The organism is Streptomyces sp. B93 (assembly GCF_018070565.1).
Taxonomy (GTDB): domain Bacteria; phylum Actinomycetota; class Actinomycetes; order Streptomycetales; family Streptomycetaceae; genus Streptomyces.
Genome location: NZ_JAGPXL010000005.1, coordinates 54,334 through 74,115, shown reverse-complemented (window position 1 = coordinate 74,115; position 19,782 = coordinate 54,334). Strand labels below are relative to the sequence as shown.

Annotated in this window: 16 protein-coding genes and 1 pseudogene; 8 read left to right on the top strand and 9 right to left on the bottom strand. The window is 74.5% G+C overall.

Annotation, left to right across the window (positions count from 1 at the left end):
* The first annotated feature begins 59 nt into the window (after window positions 1–59).
* Window positions 60–593, top strand: coding sequence for a 2Fe-2S iron-sulfur cluster-binding protein (locus KBY47_RS06690; RefSeq protein ID WP_308405067.1), 534 nt, complete (start codon window positions 60–62; stop codon window positions 591–593).
* Between the two features lie 15 nt (window positions 594–608).
* Here KBY47_RS06690 and KBY47_RS06685 read toward each other — a convergent pair whose 3' ends face one another.
* From KBY47_RS06685 to lnt, 5 genes and pseudogenes are all read right to left on the bottom strand, one after another.
* Entirely contained in the window at window positions 609–1,241 is a 633-nt protein-coding gene (locus KBY47_RS06685; protein ID WP_210920013.1) for a DUF1707 domain-containing protein, read from the bottom strand.
* 319 nt (window positions 1,242–1,560) lie between these two features.
* Window positions 1,561–3,501, bottom strand: a complete 1,941-nt coding sequence (locus KBY47_RS06680) for a GAF domain-containing protein (RefSeq protein ID WP_210920012.1) — start codon at window positions 3,499–3,501, stop codon at window positions 1,561–1,563.
* Window positions 3,502–3,575: 74 nt separating this feature from the next.
* A pseudogene (locus tag KBY47_RS06675) lies at window positions 3,576–3,840 on the bottom strand (SDR family oxidoreductase); the annotation flags it as partial.
* A gap of 82 nt (window positions 3,841–3,922) precedes the next feature.
* Complete coding sequence (locus tag KBY47_RS06670) at window positions 3,923–4,402, bottom strand: NUDIX domain-containing protein (protein WP_210920011.1); 480 nt, start codon at window positions 4,400–4,402, stop codon at window positions 3,923–3,925.
* Window positions 4,403–4,469: 67 nt separating this feature from the next.
* Window positions 4,470–6,080, bottom strand: coding sequence for an apolipoprotein N-acyltransferase (lnt, locus tag KBY47_RS06665; protein WP_210920010.1), 1,611 nt, complete (start codon window positions 6,078–6,080; stop codon window positions 4,470–4,472).
* 218 nt (window positions 6,081–6,298) lie between these two features.
* On the opposite strand from lnt, the gene KBY47_RS06660 reads away from it, so the two are divergent.
* Window positions 6,299–7,351 carry an O-antigen ligase gene (locus tag KBY47_RS06660; protein WP_210920009.1) on the top strand — a complete coding sequence of 351 codons (1,053 nt, stop codon included), beginning with the start codon at window positions 6,299–6,301 and terminating at the stop codon, window positions 7,349–7,351.
* Between the two features lie 10 nt (window positions 7,352–7,361).
* Here KBY47_RS06660 and KBY47_RS06655 read toward each other — a convergent pair whose 3' ends face one another.
* On the bottom strand, window positions 7,362–7,910 hold the full coding sequence (locus KBY47_RS06655; RefSeq protein ID WP_210920008.1) for a hypothetical protein: 549 nt from the start codon (window positions 7,908–7,910) through the stop codon (window positions 7,362–7,364).
* A gap of 81 nt (window positions 7,911–7,991) precedes the next feature.
* Window positions 7,992–8,780 carry a glutamate racemase gene (locus tag KBY47_RS06650; RefSeq protein WP_210920007.1) on the bottom strand — a complete coding sequence of 263 codons (789 nt, stop codon included), beginning with the start codon at window positions 8,778–8,780 and terminating at the stop codon, window positions 7,992–7,994.
* Window positions 8,781–8,837: 57 nt separating this feature from the next.
* Here KBY47_RS06650 and KBY47_RS06645 point away from each other — a divergent pair, with 57 nt between their 5' ends.
* Complete coding sequence (locus KBY47_RS06645; protein WP_210920006.1) at window positions 8,838–10,013, top strand: glycosyltransferase; 1,176 nt, start codon at window positions 8,838–8,840, stop codon at window positions 10,011–10,013.
* A 1-nt stretch (window position 10,014) separates the two neighbouring features.
* On the opposite strand, the gene KBY47_RS06640 is transcribed toward KBY47_RS06645, so the two are convergent.
* On the bottom strand, window positions 10,015–11,250 hold the full coding sequence (locus tag KBY47_RS06640; RefSeq protein WP_247694341.1) for a TerD family protein: 1,236 nt from the start codon (window positions 11,248–11,250) through the stop codon (window positions 10,015–10,017).
* A 295-nt stretch (window positions 11,251–11,545) separates the two neighbouring features.
* Here KBY47_RS06640 and KBY47_RS06635 point away from each other — a divergent pair, with 295 nt between their 5' ends.
* From KBY47_RS06635 to KBY47_RS06620, 4 genes are all read left to right on the top strand, one after another.
* Window positions 11,546–11,983: a DUF6643 family protein gene (locus tag KBY47_RS06635; RefSeq protein ID WP_210920004.1), complete on the top strand. Its 438-nt coding sequence runs from the start codon at window positions 11,546–11,548 to the stop codon at window positions 11,981–11,983.
* Window positions 11,984–12,029: 46 nt separating this feature from the next.
* Window positions 12,030–12,854 (top strand): MOSC domain-containing protein, encoded by an 825-nt coding sequence (locus KBY47_RS06630; RefSeq protein ID WP_210920003.1) that lies wholly within the window; start codon window positions 12,030–12,032, stop codon window positions 12,852–12,854.
* 212 nt (window positions 12,855–13,066) lie between these two features.
* Entirely contained in the window at window positions 13,067–13,669 is a 603-nt protein-coding gene (locus tag KBY47_RS06625; protein ID WP_210920002.1) for a hypothetical protein, read from the top strand.
* 108 nt (window positions 13,670–13,777) lie between these two features.
* A complete protein-coding gene (locus tag KBY47_RS06620) occupies window positions 13,778–16,216 on the top strand; it encodes a right-handed parallel beta-helix repeat-containing protein (protein WP_210920001.1) in 2,439 nt (812 codons plus the stop codon).
* Between the two features lie 18 nt (window positions 16,217–16,234).
* On the opposite strand, the gene KBY47_RS06615 is transcribed toward KBY47_RS06620, so the two are convergent.
* On the bottom strand, window positions 16,235–18,568 hold the full coding sequence (locus tag KBY47_RS06615) for a hypothetical protein (RefSeq protein WP_210920000.1): 2,334 nt from the start codon (window positions 18,566–18,568) through the stop codon (window positions 16,235–16,237).
* Window positions 18,569–18,867: 299 nt separating this feature from the next.
* Here KBY47_RS06615 and KBY47_RS06610 point away from each other — a divergent pair, with 299 nt between their 5' ends.
* Entirely contained in the window at window positions 18,868–19,698 is an 831-nt protein-coding gene (locus KBY47_RS06610) for a DeoR/GlpR family DNA-binding transcription regulator (RefSeq protein ID WP_210919999.1), read from the top strand.
* Window positions 19,699–19,782: the final 84 nt, after the last annotated feature.

Genomic DNA, 19,782 nt, shown 5'->3' with positions numbered 1-19,782 from the left:
GCCGCCCCTGGCGTTCACGCCGCGGTTGCGCTCCCCTGGAGATACAGAGGGGCACTAGTGTGGCGACCGGCCTCGGGCACGGCCTCGGCGAGATCTTCACCGCCCTGGCCGCGCGGCTGCCGGTCGGCGACATCGGGTCCTCGCGGACGTTCTTCCACCTCTCCCAGTCGATGCCCTACGACTTCGGCGCCAACAGCCGCCTGCTCAGCGAGACCGACAGGAGCTTCAACACCGGCAGCATGCGGGTGACGGTCCTGCGCGACCTCCTCGGTGTCACCGGCCCCAAGTACGGCCGCGGCATCAACGTCTGCAAGGCGTGCACCAGCCACCTCGACAGCCGGGCCGTCAACCCCTGCGCGGTCCCCGTGGGCGACCTGCGCCCCATGCGGCAGGCGTGGCTGGACCGGGACGTGGCCCACTGCGGTTACTGCCGGCCCGGCCAGATCATGGCCGCCGTCGCGCTCGTCCGCCGGGTCGCGGAGGAGGGCCGCGCCCTGACCGACGCTGACCTCGACGGCATCGGCAGCATCTGCCGCTGCGGCACGTACCTCCGCATCCGCGAGGCGATCAGGGAGGGCGCCGGGAACACGTGACACCGGTCCACCGGATCAGACGTCGAGGGCACCGGACGCGGGTCTGCGCAGCAGCCACTGCCCGAACGTCCGGCGCGGCGGCCGCACCACAACCCGCCCGAAGGCCTTCTGCCCCACCAGCTCCACCCGCAGCACGACCGGCGTACGAGGATCCGCGGAACCCTGGCGGTACTTGACCCTGCTGTGCACCAGCTGGAGGCCGTCGGTGTCGACGACGACGCCCGGCCTGGTGACCAGCGTCAGGGTCTTGCCCGTCATGGCCAGATCGATCCGCAGGGTGTCGTGCGTGGTCACCGCCTCGGTGAAGTCCAGCTCCACCTCGCAGAAGGTCACGGCGAGTTCGAGCCGGCGCGGTACCACCCAGCGCCCCGTGCGCCGGATGGCGCCACTGTGCACCTGCTCGATCCGGACGACGTCCTTGACCTCCGCCGCCGGCAGATCGGCGGTGAGCGGGGCCAGTTCGCCAAGGGTGCGCGCGGACAGGGCGGCCTCCAGCCGCTCGTCCAGTTCCTCCGCCGTCAACAGGCCGTCCCCCGCGGCGATCCGCAGCACGTCCACGACCCGGTCCCGGTCCGCGTGGGAGGCCCGCAACTCGGGCGACGAGCCGTGGCCGGAGCGCTTCCCGGAGGGCGAGGTCTCTCCCGACATGGTCCTGTCCTGTTCCTTCTCGAACATCTCCACACGACGCGGGCCGCGACGCGTGGAGAAGACTAACGCCGTATCAAGGAGCCACTGACAACCGCTTGCCCCCCGCACGAGACAGTGCGGACACTCACTCCCGCGCCCAGAACTATGGTGCTCACCATATACGCCTCTGACCTGCGCCTTCCTACGCGCCGCGGGCGGCCTTCCTCTCCGAGATGTTCGCGACCCGGATGCGTTACTCGGCGCCTCCGTCGGCGCGCGGTTCTCGTCGGTCGCGGCCGGTGCGCCCGCCCCGCTGATCGCCACCGGCCCGTGTGCGGGGTCAGTGGCGGTCCGGGGCGGACAGGTGGTGCAGGCGCAGGGCCAGCTGGATCTCCAGGGCACGGGCCGGGCTCTGCCAGTCGTCGCCGAGAAGTCGGCCGACGCGCTCCAGGCGCTGGGCGACGGTGTTGACGTGGACGTGCAGTGCGTCCTTGGTGCGGGCAGGGCTCATGCCGCAGCCGAAGTAGGCGTCGAGGGTGCGCAGCAGATCCGTGCCGCGGCGGTCGTCGTACGCCACCACCTGGCCGATGGTGCGGTCGACGAACCCGGCGATGTCCCGGTCGGTGGCCAGAAGCAGCCCGAGGAAGCCGAAGTCCTCGGCGGCGGCGCCGTCCCCGGTGCGGCCGAGCAGGCGCAGCGCGTCCAGGCAGCGGCGGCCCTCGGCGTAGGCGGCCGTCACCGTGTCGGGGCGCTCGGCGAGGTCCCGTACCGGTGCGGAGGCGCCGACGGTGACCGCTTCGTGGACGGCGGTGCCGAGTTGGCGGGCGGTCTGGCGGGCCAGGCCGGTGGCGGTGTCGCCAGGGGTGAGGGGCAGCAGCAGGACGGTGCCGCCGTCACGGGCGGCGGCCAGCCCGTGCCGGGTGGCGGCGAGGTGCGAGGCGGCGGACCACAGTCGGCGGCGGGCGTCCGCCTTCTGTTCGGCGTCGGCGGCCGTGCCGTCGAGGCGGGCGGCGAGGACGACGTGGGTGGCGTCGAGGTCGGCGCGCAGCCGGGCCGCGCGTTCGCGCAGCAGACGGGGGTCGCGGTCGCGGGCGTCCAGCAGGTCGTCGAGGAGTTCGCCGCGGACCCGCTGCTCGGCCTCGGCGGCGGAGCGCCGGGCGAGCAGCAGCAGGGAGGTGACCATGGCGGCCCGTTCGAGGGTGCGCTGGTCGACGGGGTCGAGTCCGGGGTGGCCGCGCAGCACCAGCGCGCCGAGCAGTTCGCCACCGGCGGCGACGGCGGCGATCCAGTCGTCGGCGTGCGGCACGGCGTGTCCCTCGGCGCGGGAGGCCTCCAGGGCTTCGGCGGGCGCGGCGGCGGCCTCGGTGAACTCGACGGTGCCGTCGAGGACCTCGGCGACCGCGGCGGCCACGTCATGGACGCCGCCGCCGCGCAGCACCAGCTCGGCGAGCCGGTCGTGCACCTCCGAGGCGCGTTCGATGACTCCGCTGCGGTCCTGGATGATCTCGTTGGCGCGCTCCAGACCGGCGAGGGCCGAGCGGGTCTCGGTGAGCAGGTTGGCGGTGTCGATGGCGGCGGCGGCCAGCGCGGCGAACGAGCCGAGCAGGGCGATCTGCGCCCGCTCGAAGACCCTGGCGCGCCGGTCGGCGGCGAAGAGCACCCCGATGACGTGGTGGCCGAGCGTCAGCGGGACGCCGAGGATGGCGACCAGCCCCTCGTCACGGACCCCGGCGTCGATCGTGGAGGTGTGCTGGAAGCGGTCGTCCTCGAAGTAGTCGTCGGTGACGTAGGGCCGGGCGGTCTGGGCGACGAGGCCGCCGAGCCCCTCCCCCATGCCGAGCCGCAGCTGCTGGAAGCGGGCGGCCACGGAGCCCTCGGTGACCCGCATGTAGGTGTCGCCGCGCTCCGGGTCGTTCAGGCTGAGGTAGGCGACGTCGGTGCCGAGCAGGGAGCGGGCCCGCTGCACGATGGCCCGGAGCACGGCGTCGAGGTCGCGCAGTCCGGCGAGGTCGTGCGCGGTCTCGAAGAGCGCGGACAGCTCGGCCTCGCGGCGGCGGCGTCCCTCCAGCTCGGAGCGGACGCGCAGGGCGAGCAGCTTGGCGTGTTCGAGCGCGCCGATCCGCTCGGCCGGGTGGCCCGCGGCGCGGGCCAGCAGCAGCGGCTGCTCGTAGGCGTCCGCCGAGGCGCCCCGGGCGAGCAGTTCCAGGAACGGCGCCTCGGCGTCGACGGCCGCGGCCTCGTCCGCCGGGCGTTCGGCGGACCGCACGTGATCACGGGACATGCTCACAGGATTCCTCATCACCCGGGCGCCCCGGCAGCCCTGTGGAAAACTTCGGCACCACCCGGTCGCGGCGGTCAGTGTGCGGTCCAGTCCCCGTCGAGGACGAGGGAGGCTCCGGTGCGGAATAACGCCTGTGGGCTGCACAGATGGGCGACGGCCCCGGCGACCTCGTCCGGTTCGATCAGGCGTTTGGCGGCGGTGTCCTGGAGGAGCACGTCGCGCGGCACGCGCTGCTCGGGGATGCCGTGCGCCCTCGCCTGGTCGGCGAGCCGCCGCCGGACCAGGGGGGTGAAGCACATAGCCGGGGTTCACGCAGTTGGAGGTGACGCCGTGGCGGGCCCGTGGCCGCCCCGGTGAGCACCGTCAGCCCGGCGTCGTCTCGAGCGCCCCTCTCCCACCCCATGTGGCGGCCACCCACACTTCAGCTGAGGCTTGTGGGCTCGAACCATGTGGGGGCCTCGAACATCGCCTGCTTGATCCGCAGCAGACCGAACTCGTTCAGCTCCGGCAGCGCGTCCACCGCGAACCAGCCGACCTCCAGCGACTCGTCGTCGTTGACACGTGCCGCCCCCTCGACGGCCCGGCAGCGGAACGTGATGTCCATGTACTGACAGACGTCGCCGTTGTCGTAGGTGACGGGGGTGAGCGCCTGGACGAGGACGACCCGCTCGGCGACGCAGCGCACCGCGGTCTCCTCCGCGACCTCCCGTACGGCGCACGCGGCGGGCTGCTCGCCCGGCTCGGGGATGCCGCCGATCACCGCCCACTCGCGGGTGTCCGATCGACGGTTCAGCAGCACTCTGCCGTCGTCGTCGAAGACGACGGCGGTGACTCCGGGGAGCCACAGGAGCTGATGACCGGCGGAGGCACGCAGGGTGGTGATGAAGTCAGGAGTAGCCATGGCGCCGACCCTAACGGGCCGTCCCCGGGCCCCGGACCGGTTCCGGGGGCGTACGGCGGTCGCAGGGCTACACCTCACCCGCGCGCCGCCCGCGCACACCGGCGGCGACCGCCCAGCCGGCACCGCCCGCGGCCACCAGCAGCAGCGCGATCTCCGGCCCCACGCCCAGCTGGGTGGCGGGCGTCTTCGAGGAGCGCAGCGGCACCTCCTGGACCAGCGAGTCCGCGACGAACATGCCGGTGCGCTGGGCGATCCGCCCGTCCGGCATGATGACCGCGCTGACCCCGCTGGTCACCGGGACGGTGACGGTCCGGCTGTGCTCGACGGCGCGGATCCGGGACATGGCGAGCTGCTGGTAGGTCATCTCGCTGCGGTCGAAGGTGGCGTTGTTGCTGGGCACGGAGATCAGCTGGGCGCCGTTCGTGACGGTGTCCCGCACGGCCCAGTCGAAGGCGGCCTCGTAGCAGGTGGCGAGGCCCACGCGGGCGCCGTCCATGGTGAACACGCCGGGCTCGCTCCCCCGGCTGAAGTCCTGGCGGACCATGCTGGTCCAGCTCTCGTTGACGGCGTCGAGCAGCGAGCGCAGCGGCAGGTACTCGCCGAACGGCTGGATCTGCCGCTTGTCGTAGGTGTCCACGGGTCCCTTGTCGGGGTCCCACAGGATCTGCTCGTTGAGCAGCTTCCCGTCCCGCGCGACCACCCCGCCCACCGAGACGGGCACCCCGATCGCCTTGGCCGCGCCGTCGATGACGGCACGCGCGTCGGCGTTGCGGAAGGGGTCGATGTCGGAGGAGTTCTCCGGCCAGAGCACGAAGTCGGGCTGCTCGACCCGGCCCGCGCGGACCTCGGCGGCCAGCCGCTCCGTCTCCCGCGCGTGGTAGTCGAGGACGGCTCGCCGCTGGTCGTTGAAGCCCAGTCCCGCACGGGGCACGTTGCCCTGGATGACCGCGACCGTCGCGGTGCCGTCCTCGGCCTTGTCGCTGACCAGCGACCGCGCCGCCAGGGCCGCCAGCACCGGCAGGGCCAGGCTCAGCAGCGCCACGACCGCGACCGGCCGTCGTACGACCGCGCCGCCGCGGCGTTCGAGGAACACACGCACCGCCTCGTAGAGACCGAAGCCGCACAGCACCACCGCGAAGCCCAGTACCGGGGTGCCGCCCACCGCGGCCAGCGGCAGGAAGACACCGTCCGCCTGGCCGAAGGCGACCTTGCCCCAGGGGAAGCCGTTGAAGGGAGCACGCGCGCGTGCATCCTCCCCGGCGATCCACACCGCCGCCGCCCACACCGGCCAGCCGGGCAGTCCCGACACCGCGGCGACACCGGCGCCGACCAGCGCCACGAAGACCGCCTCGATGACGACCAGGGCCAGCCACGGCCCCGGCCCGACCTCCACACCGGTCCACACCAGAAGCGGCAGCAGGAACCCCAGGCCGAAGAGGTAGCCGAGGCCCAGGCCCGCCTTCCAGCCGCGGCCGCGCAGTACCCAGCCGAACCCGGCGAAGGCGAGCGGGGCCAGCCACCACAGGGTGCGCGGCGGGAAGCTGACGTAGAGCAGCACCCCGGAGAGCGCGGCGACGGCGGCCGGGACCAGACGCAGCAGCCGCGCGGACCACGATCGGCGCGCGGTCACGGGCTCTGCCTGGTCCGGCTGGCCGACGGAGGTTGCGGTGACGGTCACTCCGGGAGTGTACGGCGGCTGACCTGGCCGCCGACAGCGCGGTCCCGTGCCCCCGCACCACCGCCGCACCGTTTCCGCGCATCCACGCTCCCCTCATCCCCAAAACGCCCGCCAGCCGTTACGGTGACCCGGAGCCGGACGTCACGCACACGACGACGGCACGATCACGGGTCGGGGGCGACCGGGGCGCGGGGGGACGCGGGGTGGGGTCCACAGGGATGACATCGGTGTCCGGCGCGGATGCCGAGGGAGCGAGACGCAGCTCCTCGGACGCGGCGGGCGTCGTCGTCCTCGCGGCCTGCGCCGGGTGGGCCGTGATCACGGCCGCCGCGCACGACGGCCGCCCGGAGGGTGTCCTGCTGGCCGTGCTGGCCGTGACCGCGGGGCATGCGGCGGGGCGGATGGCGGGGGCGGTGCTGCCGGTGGCCGCGCCCTCGGCCGGGGCGATGGCCGGGATCGGTCTCGCGGTGGCCGTGCCGCACCTCACCCCGGGCGCGCACCCCGGCGCCCCGCTCGGTCACAGCGGCGCCGTCGCCGCGCTGCTCACCCTGGCCACCGGCGCCGCCTGCTGCGCGGCCTGGTCCACGACCGCTGCGGGCGCGCGGTGGGCCCTGGGCCTGCTCGGCACCGGAGCGGTGGTCACCGCGGGTGTGCTCGGTTCCGCCATCGGGGTGATCGCCTGCGCGGGTGTGCTGCTCTGCTCGCTGGCCGCGGGCCGGATGCGCCGCCGTGGAGCCGGGCTCGCCGGGCTGGCGCTGGCCGCCGCCGCGGTGACCGGTGCCGTCTGGGCGGTGGCGGCCAGGAGGCTGCCGGACGGGCTCGCGGTGGCACTGGAGGGTCAGCTGACCGCGCACCGCGTCGAGCTGTGGCACGACGCGCTGGACATCGCGGGACGCGACGCCGGTCTCGGCGCGGGGCCCGGCCGGTTCGGGGAGCTGAGCCCGGCGGTGGCGCGGCTGACGCTGTCCGACGGCAAGCCGCACTCGGCGCCGCTGCAGCAGCTGGCCGAGCAGGGCGTCGTCGGGGTGCTGCTGCTCGGGGCGGCGTTCTGCTGGATGCTCGTCGCGCTGTGGCGCACCGCGCGCCCGACGCCGGTCGCGCTCACCGCGGGGGCGGCCCTGACGGCGCTGGCGGGCATCGCCGCGGTGGGCAACGCGCTCAGCTTCACCACCGTCTCGGCCGGTGCGGGCCTGCTGCTCGGGCTGGCCACGGCCCGCCCGCTCACCCGGGAGTCCCCGGCCCCGGCCGGGAACGACCGTCCCGCCCTCTGAGCGGTCCGGTTCAGCGGGCGGCGGGTCCCGGTGCGCCGGGCCGCAGCCGGTCGCGGATGACGCGTACGGCGGCCTCCGCGTCGTCCACGGTGATGGTGAACGTATGGCCGTCCCACAGCCGCAGCACCACGCCCTCGCCCCGGCGTACGACGACGGCGGTGCCCTTCTCGGGCCGCCAGCGGTAGCCCCAGCCGCCCCAGTGGCGGGGGGTGACGTGCGGGGCGAACTCGGCGTCGGCGACGCGGGAGAGGGGGATGCGGCGGCGCGGTACGCCGATGTGGCCGCAGCGCACCTCCAACGACTCCTTGTCGACGCGCAGGGCGACGTGCACGAAGGCGAGGGTGCCGAAGAGGACCAGCACTCCGGCCGCGATGCAGCCGACGACGGCCATCACCAGGGGGACGACGCCGGACGTCCAGGCGGAGTCCACGGCGAGTCCGATGCCGAGCGCCATGCAGGCGGCGCCGAGCACGGCCAGCAGCCACTGGATCCGGTTGGTGGCGCGTCCGGTCCACACGTCTGGGTGCGAGGTGTGGCCGCCGCGAAGGTGGTCCCTCATGCCTTTGAGACTACTCATGTTTCGGTGCGCGCGTACCCCGTCGCGGAGAGTGATCAAGACGCCGGGGGCCGCCGCGGGCGCTCAGCGGCGCACGGGGCTGACGGCCGGGAGGAGGCGGCCCTCGTCGTAGGCGAGCGCGGGGGCGGGCAGGGTGCCCGCGCGTCCGCTCAGCAGCACCGTCACCGAACCCAGGGGCGCCGCCTCGGGCGCGGCGCCCTCACCGAGCCTGCGCAGTGCCTGGGCCGCCACCGCCCCGGCGGAGCCGTGCAGGACGAGCGGCGGGCGGCCGGGGCGCTGTACCGCGGCCCGGATGCGCTCGGCGACCAGTTCGTAGTGGGTGCAGCCCAGCACGACGGTGGTCACGTCGTCGGGGGTGAGCGCGGCGGCCGCGGCGACGGCGGCGTCGACGGCCGCCTGGTCGGCGTGCTCCACGGCCTCGGCCAGCCCCCAGCAGGGCACCTCGGTGACGGTGACGCCGCCGGCGAAGTCCTGGATGAGGCCGCGCTGGTAGGGGCTGCCGGTGGTGGCGGGGGTGGCCCAGATCGCCACGGGGCCGCCGCCGGCCGCGGCCGGTTTGATCGCCGGGACGGTGCCGACGACGGGCAGGCCGGGTTCGAAGCGGGCGCGCAGGGCGGGCAGGGCGTGCACGGTCGCGGTGTTGCAGCCGACGATGAGGGCGTCCGGGCCGTGGGCGGCGGCGGCCTCGGCGACGGCGAGCGCCCGGTCGGTGAGGTCCTGGGGGGTACGCGGGCCCCAGGGCATGCCGTCGGGGTCGAGGGAGAGCACGAGATCCGCGTCGGGGCGGAGGCGCCGTACCGCGGCGGTGGCCGCCAGCAGTCCGATTCCGGAGTCCATGAGCGCGATCTTCACCCGGCCACGATAGACGATGTGCCCTGCCGGGCCCGTCGGCTGGGGCACACTGCGCGCATGGGCACCTTGATGTGGACCGCCGCCGGATCACTGGCCGCCTGGCTGTGGCTGCTGCTCGGTCAGGGGTTCTTCTGGCGTACGGACGTCAGGCTGCCGTCGCCGCGGGACCCGGAGGTGTGGCCGCCGGTCTGTGTGGTGGTGCCCGCGCGGGACGAGGCGGCGGTGCTGGCGGCGAGCCTGCCGTCGCTGCTGGCACAGGACTATCCGGGGCGGGCGGAGGTCTTCCTGGTCGACGACGGCAGCACGGACGGCACCGGGGGCCTCGCGCGTGAGCTGTCGCAGCGGCACGGCGGGCTGCCGCTGACGGTGGCCTCTCCGGGTGAGCCGCCCGCGGGCTGGACGGGCAAGCTGTGGGCCGTCCGGCACGGCATCGGGCTGGCACGCGCGCGTGGGCCCGAGTACCTGCTGCTGACGGACGCCGACATCGCGCACGCGCCGGACAGTCTGCGGCGGCTGGTGGCGGCGGCCCGGACCGGCGGGTTCGACCTGGTCTCGCAGATGGCCCGGCTGCGGGTGACGAGCGGGTGGGAGCGGCTGGTGGTCCCGGCCTTCGTCTACTTCTTCGCCCAGCTGTACCCGTTCCGCCGGGTGGGCCGCAGGGGTGCCCGGACGGCGGCCGCGGCGGGCGGGTGCGTGCTGCTGCGGGCGGAGGCGGCCGAGCGGGCGCGGATCCCGGACGCGATCCGGCACGCGGTCATCGACGACGTGGCGCTCGCGCGGGCCGTGAAGGGCGGCGGCGGGCACATCTGGCTGGGGCTTGCCGACCGGGTGGACAGCGTGCGCCCGTACCCCCGGCTGCACGACCTGTGGGGGATGGTGGCGCGCAGCGCGTACGCGCAACTGCGGCACAGTCCGCTGCTGCTGGCGGGGACGGTCGCCGGTCTGGTGCTGGTCTATCTGGTGCCGCCGGTGGCGCTGGTGGTGGGGGCGGCCGGGGGCGACGGTGTGGTGGCGGTGCTGGGCGCGGCGGCGTGGCTGGTGATGGCGGGGACGTATCTGCCGATGCTCCGCTACTACCGGCAGCCGCCGTGGCTCGCGCCGCTGCTGCCGTTCACGGCGGCGCTGTACCTGCTGATGACGGTCGACTCCGCGGTGCGGCACCACCAGGGGCGCGGTGCGGCCTGGAAGGGCCGCACCTACGCGCGCCCGGACACGGTCGCCGACGAGGGGTGACTCACTTCCTGCCGGGGGTCCAGTTCATGCCCCAGCCGTAGGCGTAGTCGACGGTCCGCTGGGGGCTCACCCCGCGCTCGGGGACGAGGTAGCGGGCCTCGCGCTGGACGACGAGGTCGCCGCCGTTGTTGGTGATCAGGGCGAGCGCGCACACCGGGGAGGGGACGGTGCACTCGTCGAGGGAGAAGTCGATGGGGGCGCCGTGCTGCGGGGTGAGGGTGACGGTGGCGTGCAGGTCGGCGAAGGAGCGGGCGCCCTCGTAGATGGTGACGAAGATGAGGATGCGCCGGAAGTACTGCTTGTGGTCGAGGTTGACGGTGAGGTTCTCACCGGTCGCCACGGCTCCGGTGCGGTCGTCGCCGTCGAGGTGGATGAAGGGCGGCTGGTGCAGGGACCCGAAGGCGTTGCCGAGGGCCTGGACGACGCCCTTGCTGCCGTCGCTCAGTTCGAACAGGGCGCACAGGTCGAGGTCGAGGTCGGAGTGCATGGCGACGGACCGGCCCAGTTTGCGGCCCCAGCCGGAGAACTGCTTGCGGACCTCCCAGTTGAGGTTGACCCGCATCGCGCCGGAGGTGCCGCCCTGCTTGCTCAGGGACACCGACGGGGCCGCCTTGGTGAGCGTGACCTTCGTCAGCCGCACGGGTGCGGCGGGCGGTGCCTGGGGCGGGGGCCTGGTGGGCGGCGGCGCCGTCGGCGGTGCGGGGGCCGCGGCCTGCTGGGGCTCGTCCACGGTGATCCCGAAGTCCGTCGCCAGACCCTCGAGGCCGCTGCTGTAGCCCTGGCCGACGGCGCGGAACTTCCAGGCGCCCTGGCGGCGGTAGAACTCGCCGAGGACGAAGGCCGTCTCGACGGTGGCGCCCGTGCTGTCGAAGCGCGCGACCGACGTGCCCTGGCCGTCCTGGCGGACGTCGATGGAGAGGTCCGGCACCTGGCCGAAACTGCCCCCGTCGGCGGAGGCGGCCAGTACCACCCGGTCAATGGCGGGTTCCACGCGCGCGAGGTCGACGATGAGCGTGTCGGTGACCCGCCCGCCCGCGTTCCGCTTGCCCTCGTGCCGGATCGCGCCGGAGGCGTGCGCGGGCTGGTTGTAGAAGACGAAGTCGGCGTCGGAGCGGACCTTCCCGTCCACCAGCAGCAGGGCCGAGGCGTCCGCGTCGGGCACCCCCGGTCCGGAGCGCCAGCCCACCTCGACCCGCAGTGCCGCCGTCGGCACCGGCGCGTTCGATCCCTTTGGCATTGACATGTCCGCCCCCATCACGTGTCCCGTGCCAGGCAGCGCCCGGCCGTCCGTCGGCTTGATGACGCCCAACCTATTGCCCGGGGCGCCGAAGTCCCATCGACCGTGCCGGAAACAGGGGTGGTCAACCGCCGGTAACCCGCCAGGAACTGAGGCTTTACACGATTTGGACGCCGCTTGATGCCCCTTTTTCCCAAGTTCGCTCGCATTGGGGACACGAGGTCACCGCGGACACGTAAAACAACCCTCTTATCGGTCTCCCCAACCAGCACATCGTGGGCTTAACTTATGTGCCATGACCTCCCCCCGCTCCACTTATGGCGGCGGCTACTACTCCGCCTCCTTCCCGGACACCCCGATCTACGACTCGCTCGTGGCCGAGCGGGGCACCCCGCAGATCGCCCCGATCCGGGTCCCCGCGCCGTACGACACCCCGGGCGCCCACCTGCCCGCGCTGCCCTCGGCGCTGCCCGCCCTCCCGGCGGCCCCGTCCCCCCAGCCGTCCTACGGCTACCCACAGGCCCCGCAGCCCGCCCCGTTGCAGCAGGCGCCCGCGGCGTACATCCCGCAGCAGGCCACCGCGCCACGCGGCTACCCCGGCCCGCAGCCGCAGCAGCCGCGTCCGGCGGCGCCCGGCCACATGGGGTACGAGGCGATGCGCCCCGCGGCTCCCCGGCCCGCCCCGGCGCCGTACCAGGACCCGTACAACAACCAGCAGTACCGCGGCTACTGAGGGACAACCCCGGGCTGTCGGCGCCGTCGGCTGGCACGATGGCGCCATGGGGAACCCGACACTGCATTCGATCCACGTTCATCCGGTCAAGGCGTTCCGGGCGCTGCCGCGTCAGGAGGCCGTGGTGGAGCCCTGGGGGCTGGCCGGAGACCGACGCTGGGTGCTGATCGACGACGGGGGAAAGGTCGTCACGCAACGCCAGCAACCGCGCCTGGCGCTCGCCGCCGCCGGACTTCTGCCCGGCGGCGGCGTTCGTCTGTCGGCGTCCGGCCGGGACCCGCTCGACGTGGCCGTCCCGGCGCCGGGAGTGACCGTCCCGGTGGACGTCTTCGGCACCAAGGTGGAGGGCGTCGCGGCCGACGCCGCCGCGCACGCCTGGTGCAGCGCCTACCTGGGCGCGGAGGTGCGCCTGGTGCACATGGACGACCCCGCCACCCGCCGCCCCGTCGACCCGCGGTACGCGCTGCCCGGCGAGACCGTCAGCTTCGCCGACGGCTATCCGCTGCTCCTCGCCTCCACCTCGTCCCTGGACGCCCTCAACTCCTTGATCTCCGAGGGTGAGCACGCCTCCGAGGGCCCGCTGCCGATGAACCGCTTCCGGCCCAACGTGGTCGTGGCCGGCACCGAGCCGTGGGCCGAGGACGACTGGTCGCGCGTCGCCATCGGGGACGTCACCTTCCGCGTCGCGCGGACCTGCGGGCGGTGCGTCGTCACCACCACCGACCAGGCCAGCGGCGAGCGCGGACGGGAGCCGCTGCGCACCCTGGGACGGCACCGCCGCTTCGGCAACGAACTGGTCTTCGGGCAGAACCTCGTCCCCCAGTCCGGCGGCACCATCCGCGTCGGCGACCCGGTCCGCGCCCTCGCCTGACCCCTCGGCCGCGGTCCACCTGCGGCCACGCCCCACGGGGTGGCCGCACCTCACGGGGTGGCCGCACCCCGCGGCGTGGCTCTCGGCCAGATCCGGGCCGGCACGGGGGCCGCGGGAACCCCCGCGCGGCGCCCGCTCGTTGGGATCTCGTGTGCGGTCCGTGAGAGAACCGGGAAGCACGGGACGAGTTCAGGGGACGGGGGTGCCGGACGGTGCGTGCGATCGGCGGGCTCTGGCGGTGGCGGCACAACCCGCTGCGCCGCGGGACCGATCTGGTCGAGTCCTGGGTGGCCCTGGTCGCCCTGCTGCTGATCCTGCTCGCCGCGCCGCTGCTCGGCGGCCTCGCGGGCGCCGCGACGGAGAGGGCGTTGCAGCGGTCGCTCCAGGAACAGCACCGGTCGCGGCACGAGGTGACGGCCACGGTCGTCCGTGAACTGACCGGCGGCACCCTGACCGTCGACCCCGAGACCACCGCCAGGGACGTGCGCAGCCGCGTCCTCGCCGAGTGGACCGCCCCGGACGGCACCGAGCGGCACGGCCCGGTGATGGTGCGCGTCCAGGACCCGCGGCCCGGCGACCGGGTGCGGATATGGACCGACGACCGGGGGCGCGTCGTCACCCGCCCGCTGGACCCCGGGACCGCGACGACGCACGCGGTCCTCGCCGGGTTCGGCGCGGCCGTGCTGACGGCCTGTCTGGTCGAGGGCGTCAGAAGACTGGTCGTGTGGCGGATGGTCCGCCGCAGATACGCCCGCTGGGACCGGGCCTGGGAACAGGCCGGGCCGGACTGGGGCAGGACCGGCACCGGCAGCTGACGGCCTTCCGTCTCTGGTCAACCCACCGTCGCCGCGCACGCTACGGTGGACCGGCCGGACTTCATCGGCATCGACCCGCGTACGACGAGGTGGGGGCACAGCAACGCCATGGCACAGGGCACGGTCCAGGTGACGCACACCGGCACATCGCGGTGGCGGCGCCGCACAGGTGAGTACGCGTCACTGGCCGCCGCCCTGGAGGCAGCGGCCGACGGTGACGTCCTCACCGTCGCCCCCGGCACCTACCGGGAGAACCTCGTGGTCCAGCGGGCGGTGACCCTGCGCGGCCCCGAGGGCGCCCCCGGCTCGGTGCGCATCGCGCCCGTCGACGGGGTGCCGCTGACGGTGCGCGCCTCGGCGGTCGTCCAGGACCTGCACGTCGAGGGCCAGGACGCGACGGCGCCCGCGCTGCTGGTGGAGGAGGGCGCTCCGGAGCTGACGGACATCCGGGTCGTCACCCGGTCCGCGGCCGGGATAGAGGTCCGCGACGGCGCCCGGCCCACCGTGCGGCGCTGCACCGTCGACAACCCGGCGGGCATCGGCATCGCCGTGGTCGACGGCGGGGGCGGTGTCTTCGAGGAGTGCGAGGTCGTCTCGGCCGGTCAGTCCGGTGTCGCGGTGCGCGGCGGCGCCCACCCCCGGCTGGAGCGCTGCCGGGTGCACCACACCTCCGGCGCGGGACTCACCGCGACCGGGGACAACTCCATGCTGGAGGCGGTCGGCTGCGAGGTGTACGAGGTCCGCGGCAGCGGCGTGCAGATCACCGGCCGCGCCACCGCCCACCTCACCGACTGCGAGGTGCACCGCACCACCGCCGACGGTGTCACCCTCGACACCGACGCGGTGCTCACCCTCGCCGACTGCCGCCTCCACGACATCCCGGAGAACGCGGTCGACCTGCGCTCCCGCGCGGTGCTCACCCTGACCCGCACCACCGTCTCCCGGTTCGGGCGCAACGGCCTGTCGGTGTGGGACCCGGGCACCCGGGTGGACGCCAACCAGTGCGAGATCTCCGACAGCACCGGCGACTACCCGGCCGTCTGGGTCAGCGACGGCGCCACCGCCGTCCTCGACTCCTGCCGGGTGCACGACGTGCCGGACGCGCTGTTCGTCCTCGACCGCGGCTCCCGCGCGGACGTCGTCGACAGCGATCTGACCCAGGTCCGCAACACCGCCGTGTCCGTCAGCGACGGGGCGACCGCGCAGCTCGACGACTGCCGCATCCGGGAGGCCGCGACCGGCGCCTGGTTCCGCGACCACGGCAGCGGCGGCACCCTCAACAACTGCTCCCTGGACGGCGTGCAGACCGGAGTGATCGTCACCAAGGGCGCCGACCCGGTCATCGAGCGGTGCACGGTCGACTCCCCCGCCGAGGCGGGCTTCTATGTGTCGGCGGGCGGCCGGGGCACCTTCCAGCACTGCCGGGTGACCGGCAGCGGCGGCTACGGCTTCCACGTCATCGACGGCTCCCGCACCACCCTGCGCAAGTGCCGCACGGAGCGCTGTGCCCGCGGCGGGTACGAGTTCGGGGACGCGGGGCCCGACGCCGACCCCGCGTCCGGCCCGGTCGTCGAGGACTGCACCAGCGACGAGAGCGCGGGAGTACGCCCCACGGCGGCGCCCCGGACCGCCGTACAGACGACCACCCAGTCCCCCGGGCTGCTCGGCGCGATCCCCGGGCAGCGGGCCGCCGAACCGGCGCCGCCCGCCGCCCCGGAGGAGCCCGCGCAGCCGGTGCGGACGTCCACGGCGGTGCTCGGGGAGCTGGACGCGCTGGTCGGCCTGGACAGCGTCAAGCGGGAGGTGCGCGCCCTCACCGACATGATCGAGGTGGGCCGCCGCCGTCAGCAGGCCGGGCTCAAGGCCGCGTCCGTCAAGCGCCACCTGGTCTTCACCGGCTCCCCCGGCACCGGCAAGACCACGGTCGCCCGGCTCTACGGCGAGATCCTCGCCTCCCTCGGGGTGCTGGAGAAGGGCCACCTCGTCGAGGTGTCCCGCGTCGACCTGGTCGGCGAGCACATCGGCTCCACCGCGATCCGCACCCAGGAGGCGTTCGAACGGGCCCGCGGCGGGGTGCTGTTCATCGACGAGGCGTACGCGCTGTCCCCGCAGGACGCGGGCCGCGACTTCGGCAAGGAGGCCATCGACACCCTGGTGAAGCTGATGGAGGACCACCGGGACGCGGTCGTGGTGATCGTCGCGGGCTACACCGCCGAGATGGAGCGGTTCCTCTCCGTCAACCCCGGTGTGGCGTCCCGTTTCTCCCGCACCATCACCTTCACCGACTACGGTCCCGGGGAGTTGCTGCGGATCGTCGAGCAGCAGGCCGAGGAGCACGAGTACCGGCTGGCGCCGGGCGCCGACCAGGCACTGCTGAAGTACTTCACCGAGATCCCCAAGGGGGCCGCGTTCGGCAACGGCCGTACCGCGCGGCAGACCTTCGAGGCGATGGTGGAACGGCACGCGAGCCGGGTCGCCCAGGTGGCCGAGCCCAGCACCGACGACCTGACGCTGCTCTACGCGGAGGATCTGCCGGAGCTGCCCTGACCCGCCACCCGGGCGGGGTCAGGGCGCGCTCTCCGGGCGCGGCGCGGGCAGTTCCGGGCGGAGGCGGGCGAGCAGCATCTCGCGTTCCTCGGCGAAGGCCGGGTCCGCCTGGTACCCGGAGTGGCCGAGGACGGGCATCGGCAGCGGATGCCGGTCGGTGCGGCCGTGCGCCAGCGGGTCCTTCAACGGCGGGCTGTCCACCGCGGGTGTGCCGTCGCCCCCCGACACCCGCACCGGTCCGCCGATGGGGTCGGTGAGCCGGTACAGGTTCCGCCAGCAGTCGACGTCCCGGTGCAGCGCGGCGAGCGCGTCGGGCCCGAAGTGGGCCGGGAACCAGCGGCCGTACAGCCGCTCCAGCGGGGAGCCGTACGTCAGCAGGGCGACCCGGCCGCGCACCCGCGGGGGCAGTTGCCAGGCCGCCGCGGCGGCCAGGACGCTGCCCTGGGAGTGCCCGGAGATCACCAGACGGCCGCCCGTGGAACGGGTCCAGGTGTCGATCCGCCAGGTCAGGTCGGGCACGGCCCGCTCGGCGTAGCAGGGCGGCGCGAACGGGTGGGCGGCGCGCGGCCAGAAGGTGCCGACGTCCCACAGGATGCCGATGGTGCGCCGCGCGGAGGCGTCCTGGTAGGCGCGCCTGCCCCAGGTGACGAACAGTATGAACCCGAGCCCTATCAGCCAGGAGCCCAGCACCTGCGCGGTCTCGGCGGCGCCCTCGACGAAGGGATGGGTGCCCCGCGCGGCCGGGCCCGGTGCCTCGCCGGTGGCGAAGGCGCCGACCAGGGCCCCGGTGCCGAGCAGCAGGGTCACGGCGGTGATGACGGCGATGAGCAGCGGACCGGAGTCGGTGAGCGCGGCCATGGCCCGGCTGCGGGCGATGGCGTGGGTGCGCTCGGGGTCGCGAGTCTCGTCCGGGTAGTCGCCGTCCACCTCGGCGCGCTGCGCGCGGGACCGGCGCAGGGTGCGCCGGGCGAGCCAGCCGCAGAGCGCGAACAGCACCAGCAGCAGCGGGGGGATCACGGACGCCTGCCAGGTCAGCAGGACCGGCGGGCCGTCGATGGAGGTGCCCGTGCCGTCCAGCCAGTCCGCGACCCGCTGGGCGACACCGCCGGCCATCACCCCGCCCAGCGCGCAGGCGAGCAGCGCGACGGCCGGTCCGCCGAGACCGCGCATCGCGGCACGCGCGTCGGGCAGGTCGCGGTGCAGGAGGCGGGCGACCACGGCCAGCACGACCACCAGCAGCCCCTGGAGGAGCACCAGGCCCCCGAAGGGCGCGTCGTCGTGCAGCGGCCCGTGCGACCGCCATCCCGGCCGCTCCCAGCCGGCGTACAGGAAGGTGAGCAGGAGCAGGGCGAGGGAGCCGGGCGGCAGCCACCGTACGAGACGGCCGTCGCGGTCCCGGTCGACGCGCCGGTCGGTGCCGCCGCGGCGGCAGACCACCCACACCACGAGGACCGCGCCGGTCAGCAGGGCCGCCTCCAGCAGGCGGCCGAGCGCGGCGAGGGCGGCCGGGCCGCCGGGCTCGCGGTCGTGGCGGGCGGCGGCGAGACCGACCCCGGCGGCCACCGTCAGCAGGCCCGCCGCGGTGTGCGCGGCCCGCAGCCGGGCCACCAGGCGCCGCCCGTACCAGAACCCCGGCTGCGCCAGCGCGCTGCCGCCCGTCTCCTCCTCGGCCGTGCGGGCCAGCGGCGGCTGGGACTCGTACGCGTTCCAGGTGCGCCGGGACAGGTACCAGAGCAGGCCGGTCAGGGCGAGCGGCACCAGGGAGGCCAGCGCCAGCCGGCGGCCCGGGGCGCTCCACCAGCCGCCGCCCGACCCGGCCGGTGACAGGAAGCCCAGCCAGGAGTGGTTCTCGGCGCACGCGCGCGTGCCCGCGCACTGCCAGGCCGCCAGATCGAGGGCGACCTCGCAGGCCGCCGCGACCAGCAGGACGGTCAGCGTCAGCCCGACGAGCCGTACCAGCGCGCCGTACAGCCGCACCGTGCGGGTGCGGCGGTCGCGGACGCTGGGCCGCATCCAGTGGGCGAGGTTGACCACCATGAACGGGAGCAGCAACAGCCATAAGGCGCGGGTGCCGTTGCCCGAGGTGAGGTTGCACCAGACGTACGCCTCCGGGACGGGCCGTCCCTCGGTGGCCGTCGGGTCGGCGGCGGCCCCCGGGTCGGCGGTGTCGGCCGCGCGGCGGAAGAGTGCCGCGGTGTCGTCCCCGGCGACCCGTACCGTGCGCGGGTCGTCCAGCATCTCTTCCGGGGTGGTGCCGCCCACCCCGTGGACCAGCAGTTCCAGGGCTTCCTCGGGCCGCCCGGCCGGACGGGTCGCCCCGTCGGCGAAGGCGCGTTCCTGCGCACGTTCCACTGTTCCGCTTCCCCCGTGACGTGCCGTCGGCTTGAGCAGGTGCGGGGTTCAGCATCCACGCTGCGCGGTCCCGCGCACACCCGTCGTCACCGAATCTCCCCGATCCGTGTGACAGCCGTGCCGAGGATGAGACGTAAATGACATGTGCGCGACGGTACGGCCGGTGGCGCGGCCCGTCGCGGGCCGTGCGAGGATGGGACCGCCGCCCGCCCGGAACATGCGATCCGCCCTAGTCGGAGCGGGTGCGCACGCCATGTCGAACAGCTGGGACGGCTTGAGTCGAGAGGACCGGAGCGTACGTGAGCGAGAATCAGAACCTCCTCGCGGAGCAGCGGCGCGCCCTGATCCTGGACGAGGTACGACGCCGGGGCGGCGTCCGGGTCAACGAGCTGACCCGCAAGCTCGGGGTGTCGGACATGACCGTCCGCCGCGACCTCGACGCGCTCGCCCGGCAGGGCGTCCTGGAGAAGGTGCACGGCGGCGCGGTGCCGGTCGCGGAGGCCAGCACCCACGAACCGGGCTTCGAGGCCAAGTCCGGCCTTGAGCTGACCGCCAAGGAGGACATCGCGCGGGCCGCGGCGGAGCTGGTCGCGCCGGGCGCCGCGATCGCCCTGTCGGGCGGTACGACGACGTACGCGCTGGCCCACCGGCTGGTCGACGTACCCGACCTCACCGTCGTCACCAACTCGGTGCGGGTCGCCGACGTCTTCCACGCGGCGCAGCGCACCTCCGGCCCCCGGCAGGGCGCGGCCACGGTGGTGCTCACCGGCGGGGTACGCACCCCCTCCGACTCGCTGGTGGGCCCGGTCGCCGACCAGGCCATCGCGACCCTCCACTTCGACGTGCTCCTCCTCGGCGTGCACGGGATATCGGTGGAGGCCGGACTGTCCACGCCGAACCTCGCGGAGGCGGAGACCAACCGGCGCCTCGTGCACTCCGCGCGCCGGGTGGTGGTGGTCGCCGACCACACCAAGTGGGGCACGGTGGGCCTCAGCTCCTTCGCGACGCTCGAACAGGTCGACACCTGGGTCACCGACGCCGGGCTCCCGGACGACGCGCGGTCGGAGATCTCCGAGCGGGTGCGGCAACTGGTGGTGGCGGGCGAGTCCGCCGCGGACACCGACGAGTGATCCGCCGCGCGGCGGTAGGGCGCTGACAGCTGACGGTGCGCCAGCTAGGGTGGCGCACCCGGTCCGCCGCCCGTTGCCGCCGGA

What these genes read in the sequence shown, in the direction of transcription:
- KBY47_RS06635 (WP_210920004.1), top strand. Translation starts at nt 11,546, where the DNA reads ATGACCTCCCCCCGCTCCACTTATGGCGGCGGCTACTACTCCGCCTCC.
- KBY47_RS06660 (WP_210920009.1), top strand. Translation starts at nt 6,299, where the DNA reads ATGACATCGGTGTCCGGCGCGGATGCCGAGGGAGCGAGACGCAGCTCC.
- KBY47_RS06640 (WP_247694341.1), bottom strand. Translation starts at nt 11,250, where the DNA reads ATGCCAAAGGGATCGAACGCGCCGGTGCCGACGGCGGCACTGCGGGTC.
- KBY47_RS06685 (WP_210920013.1), bottom strand. Translation starts at nt 1,241, where the DNA reads ATGTCGGGAGAGACCTCGCCCTCCGGGAAGCGCTCCGGCCACGGCTCG.
- KBY47_RS06645 (WP_210920006.1), top strand. Translation starts at nt 8,838, where the DNA reads ATGGGCACCTTGATGTGGACCGCCGCCGGATCACTGGCCGCCTGGCTG.
- KBY47_RS06670 (WP_210920011.1), bottom strand. Translation starts at nt 4,402, where the DNA reads ATGGCTACTCCTGACTTCATCACCACCCTGCGTGCCTCCGCCGGTCAT.
- KBY47_RS06655 (WP_210920008.1), bottom strand. Translation starts at nt 7,910, where the DNA reads ATGAGGGACCACCTTCGCGGCGGCCACACCTCGCACCCAGACGTGTGG.
- KBY47_RS06680 (WP_210920012.1), bottom strand. Translation starts at nt 3,501, where the DNA reads ATGTCCCGTGATCACGTGCGGTCCGCCGAACGCCCGGCGGACGAGGCC.
- KBY47_RS06620 (WP_210920001.1), top strand. Translation starts at nt 13,778, where the DNA reads ATGGCACAGGGCACGGTCCAGGTGACGCACACCGGCACATCGCGGTGG.
- KBY47_RS06630 (WP_210920003.1), top strand. Translation starts at nt 12,030, where the DNA reads ATGGGGAACCCGACACTGCATTCGATCCACGTTCATCCGGTCAAGGCG.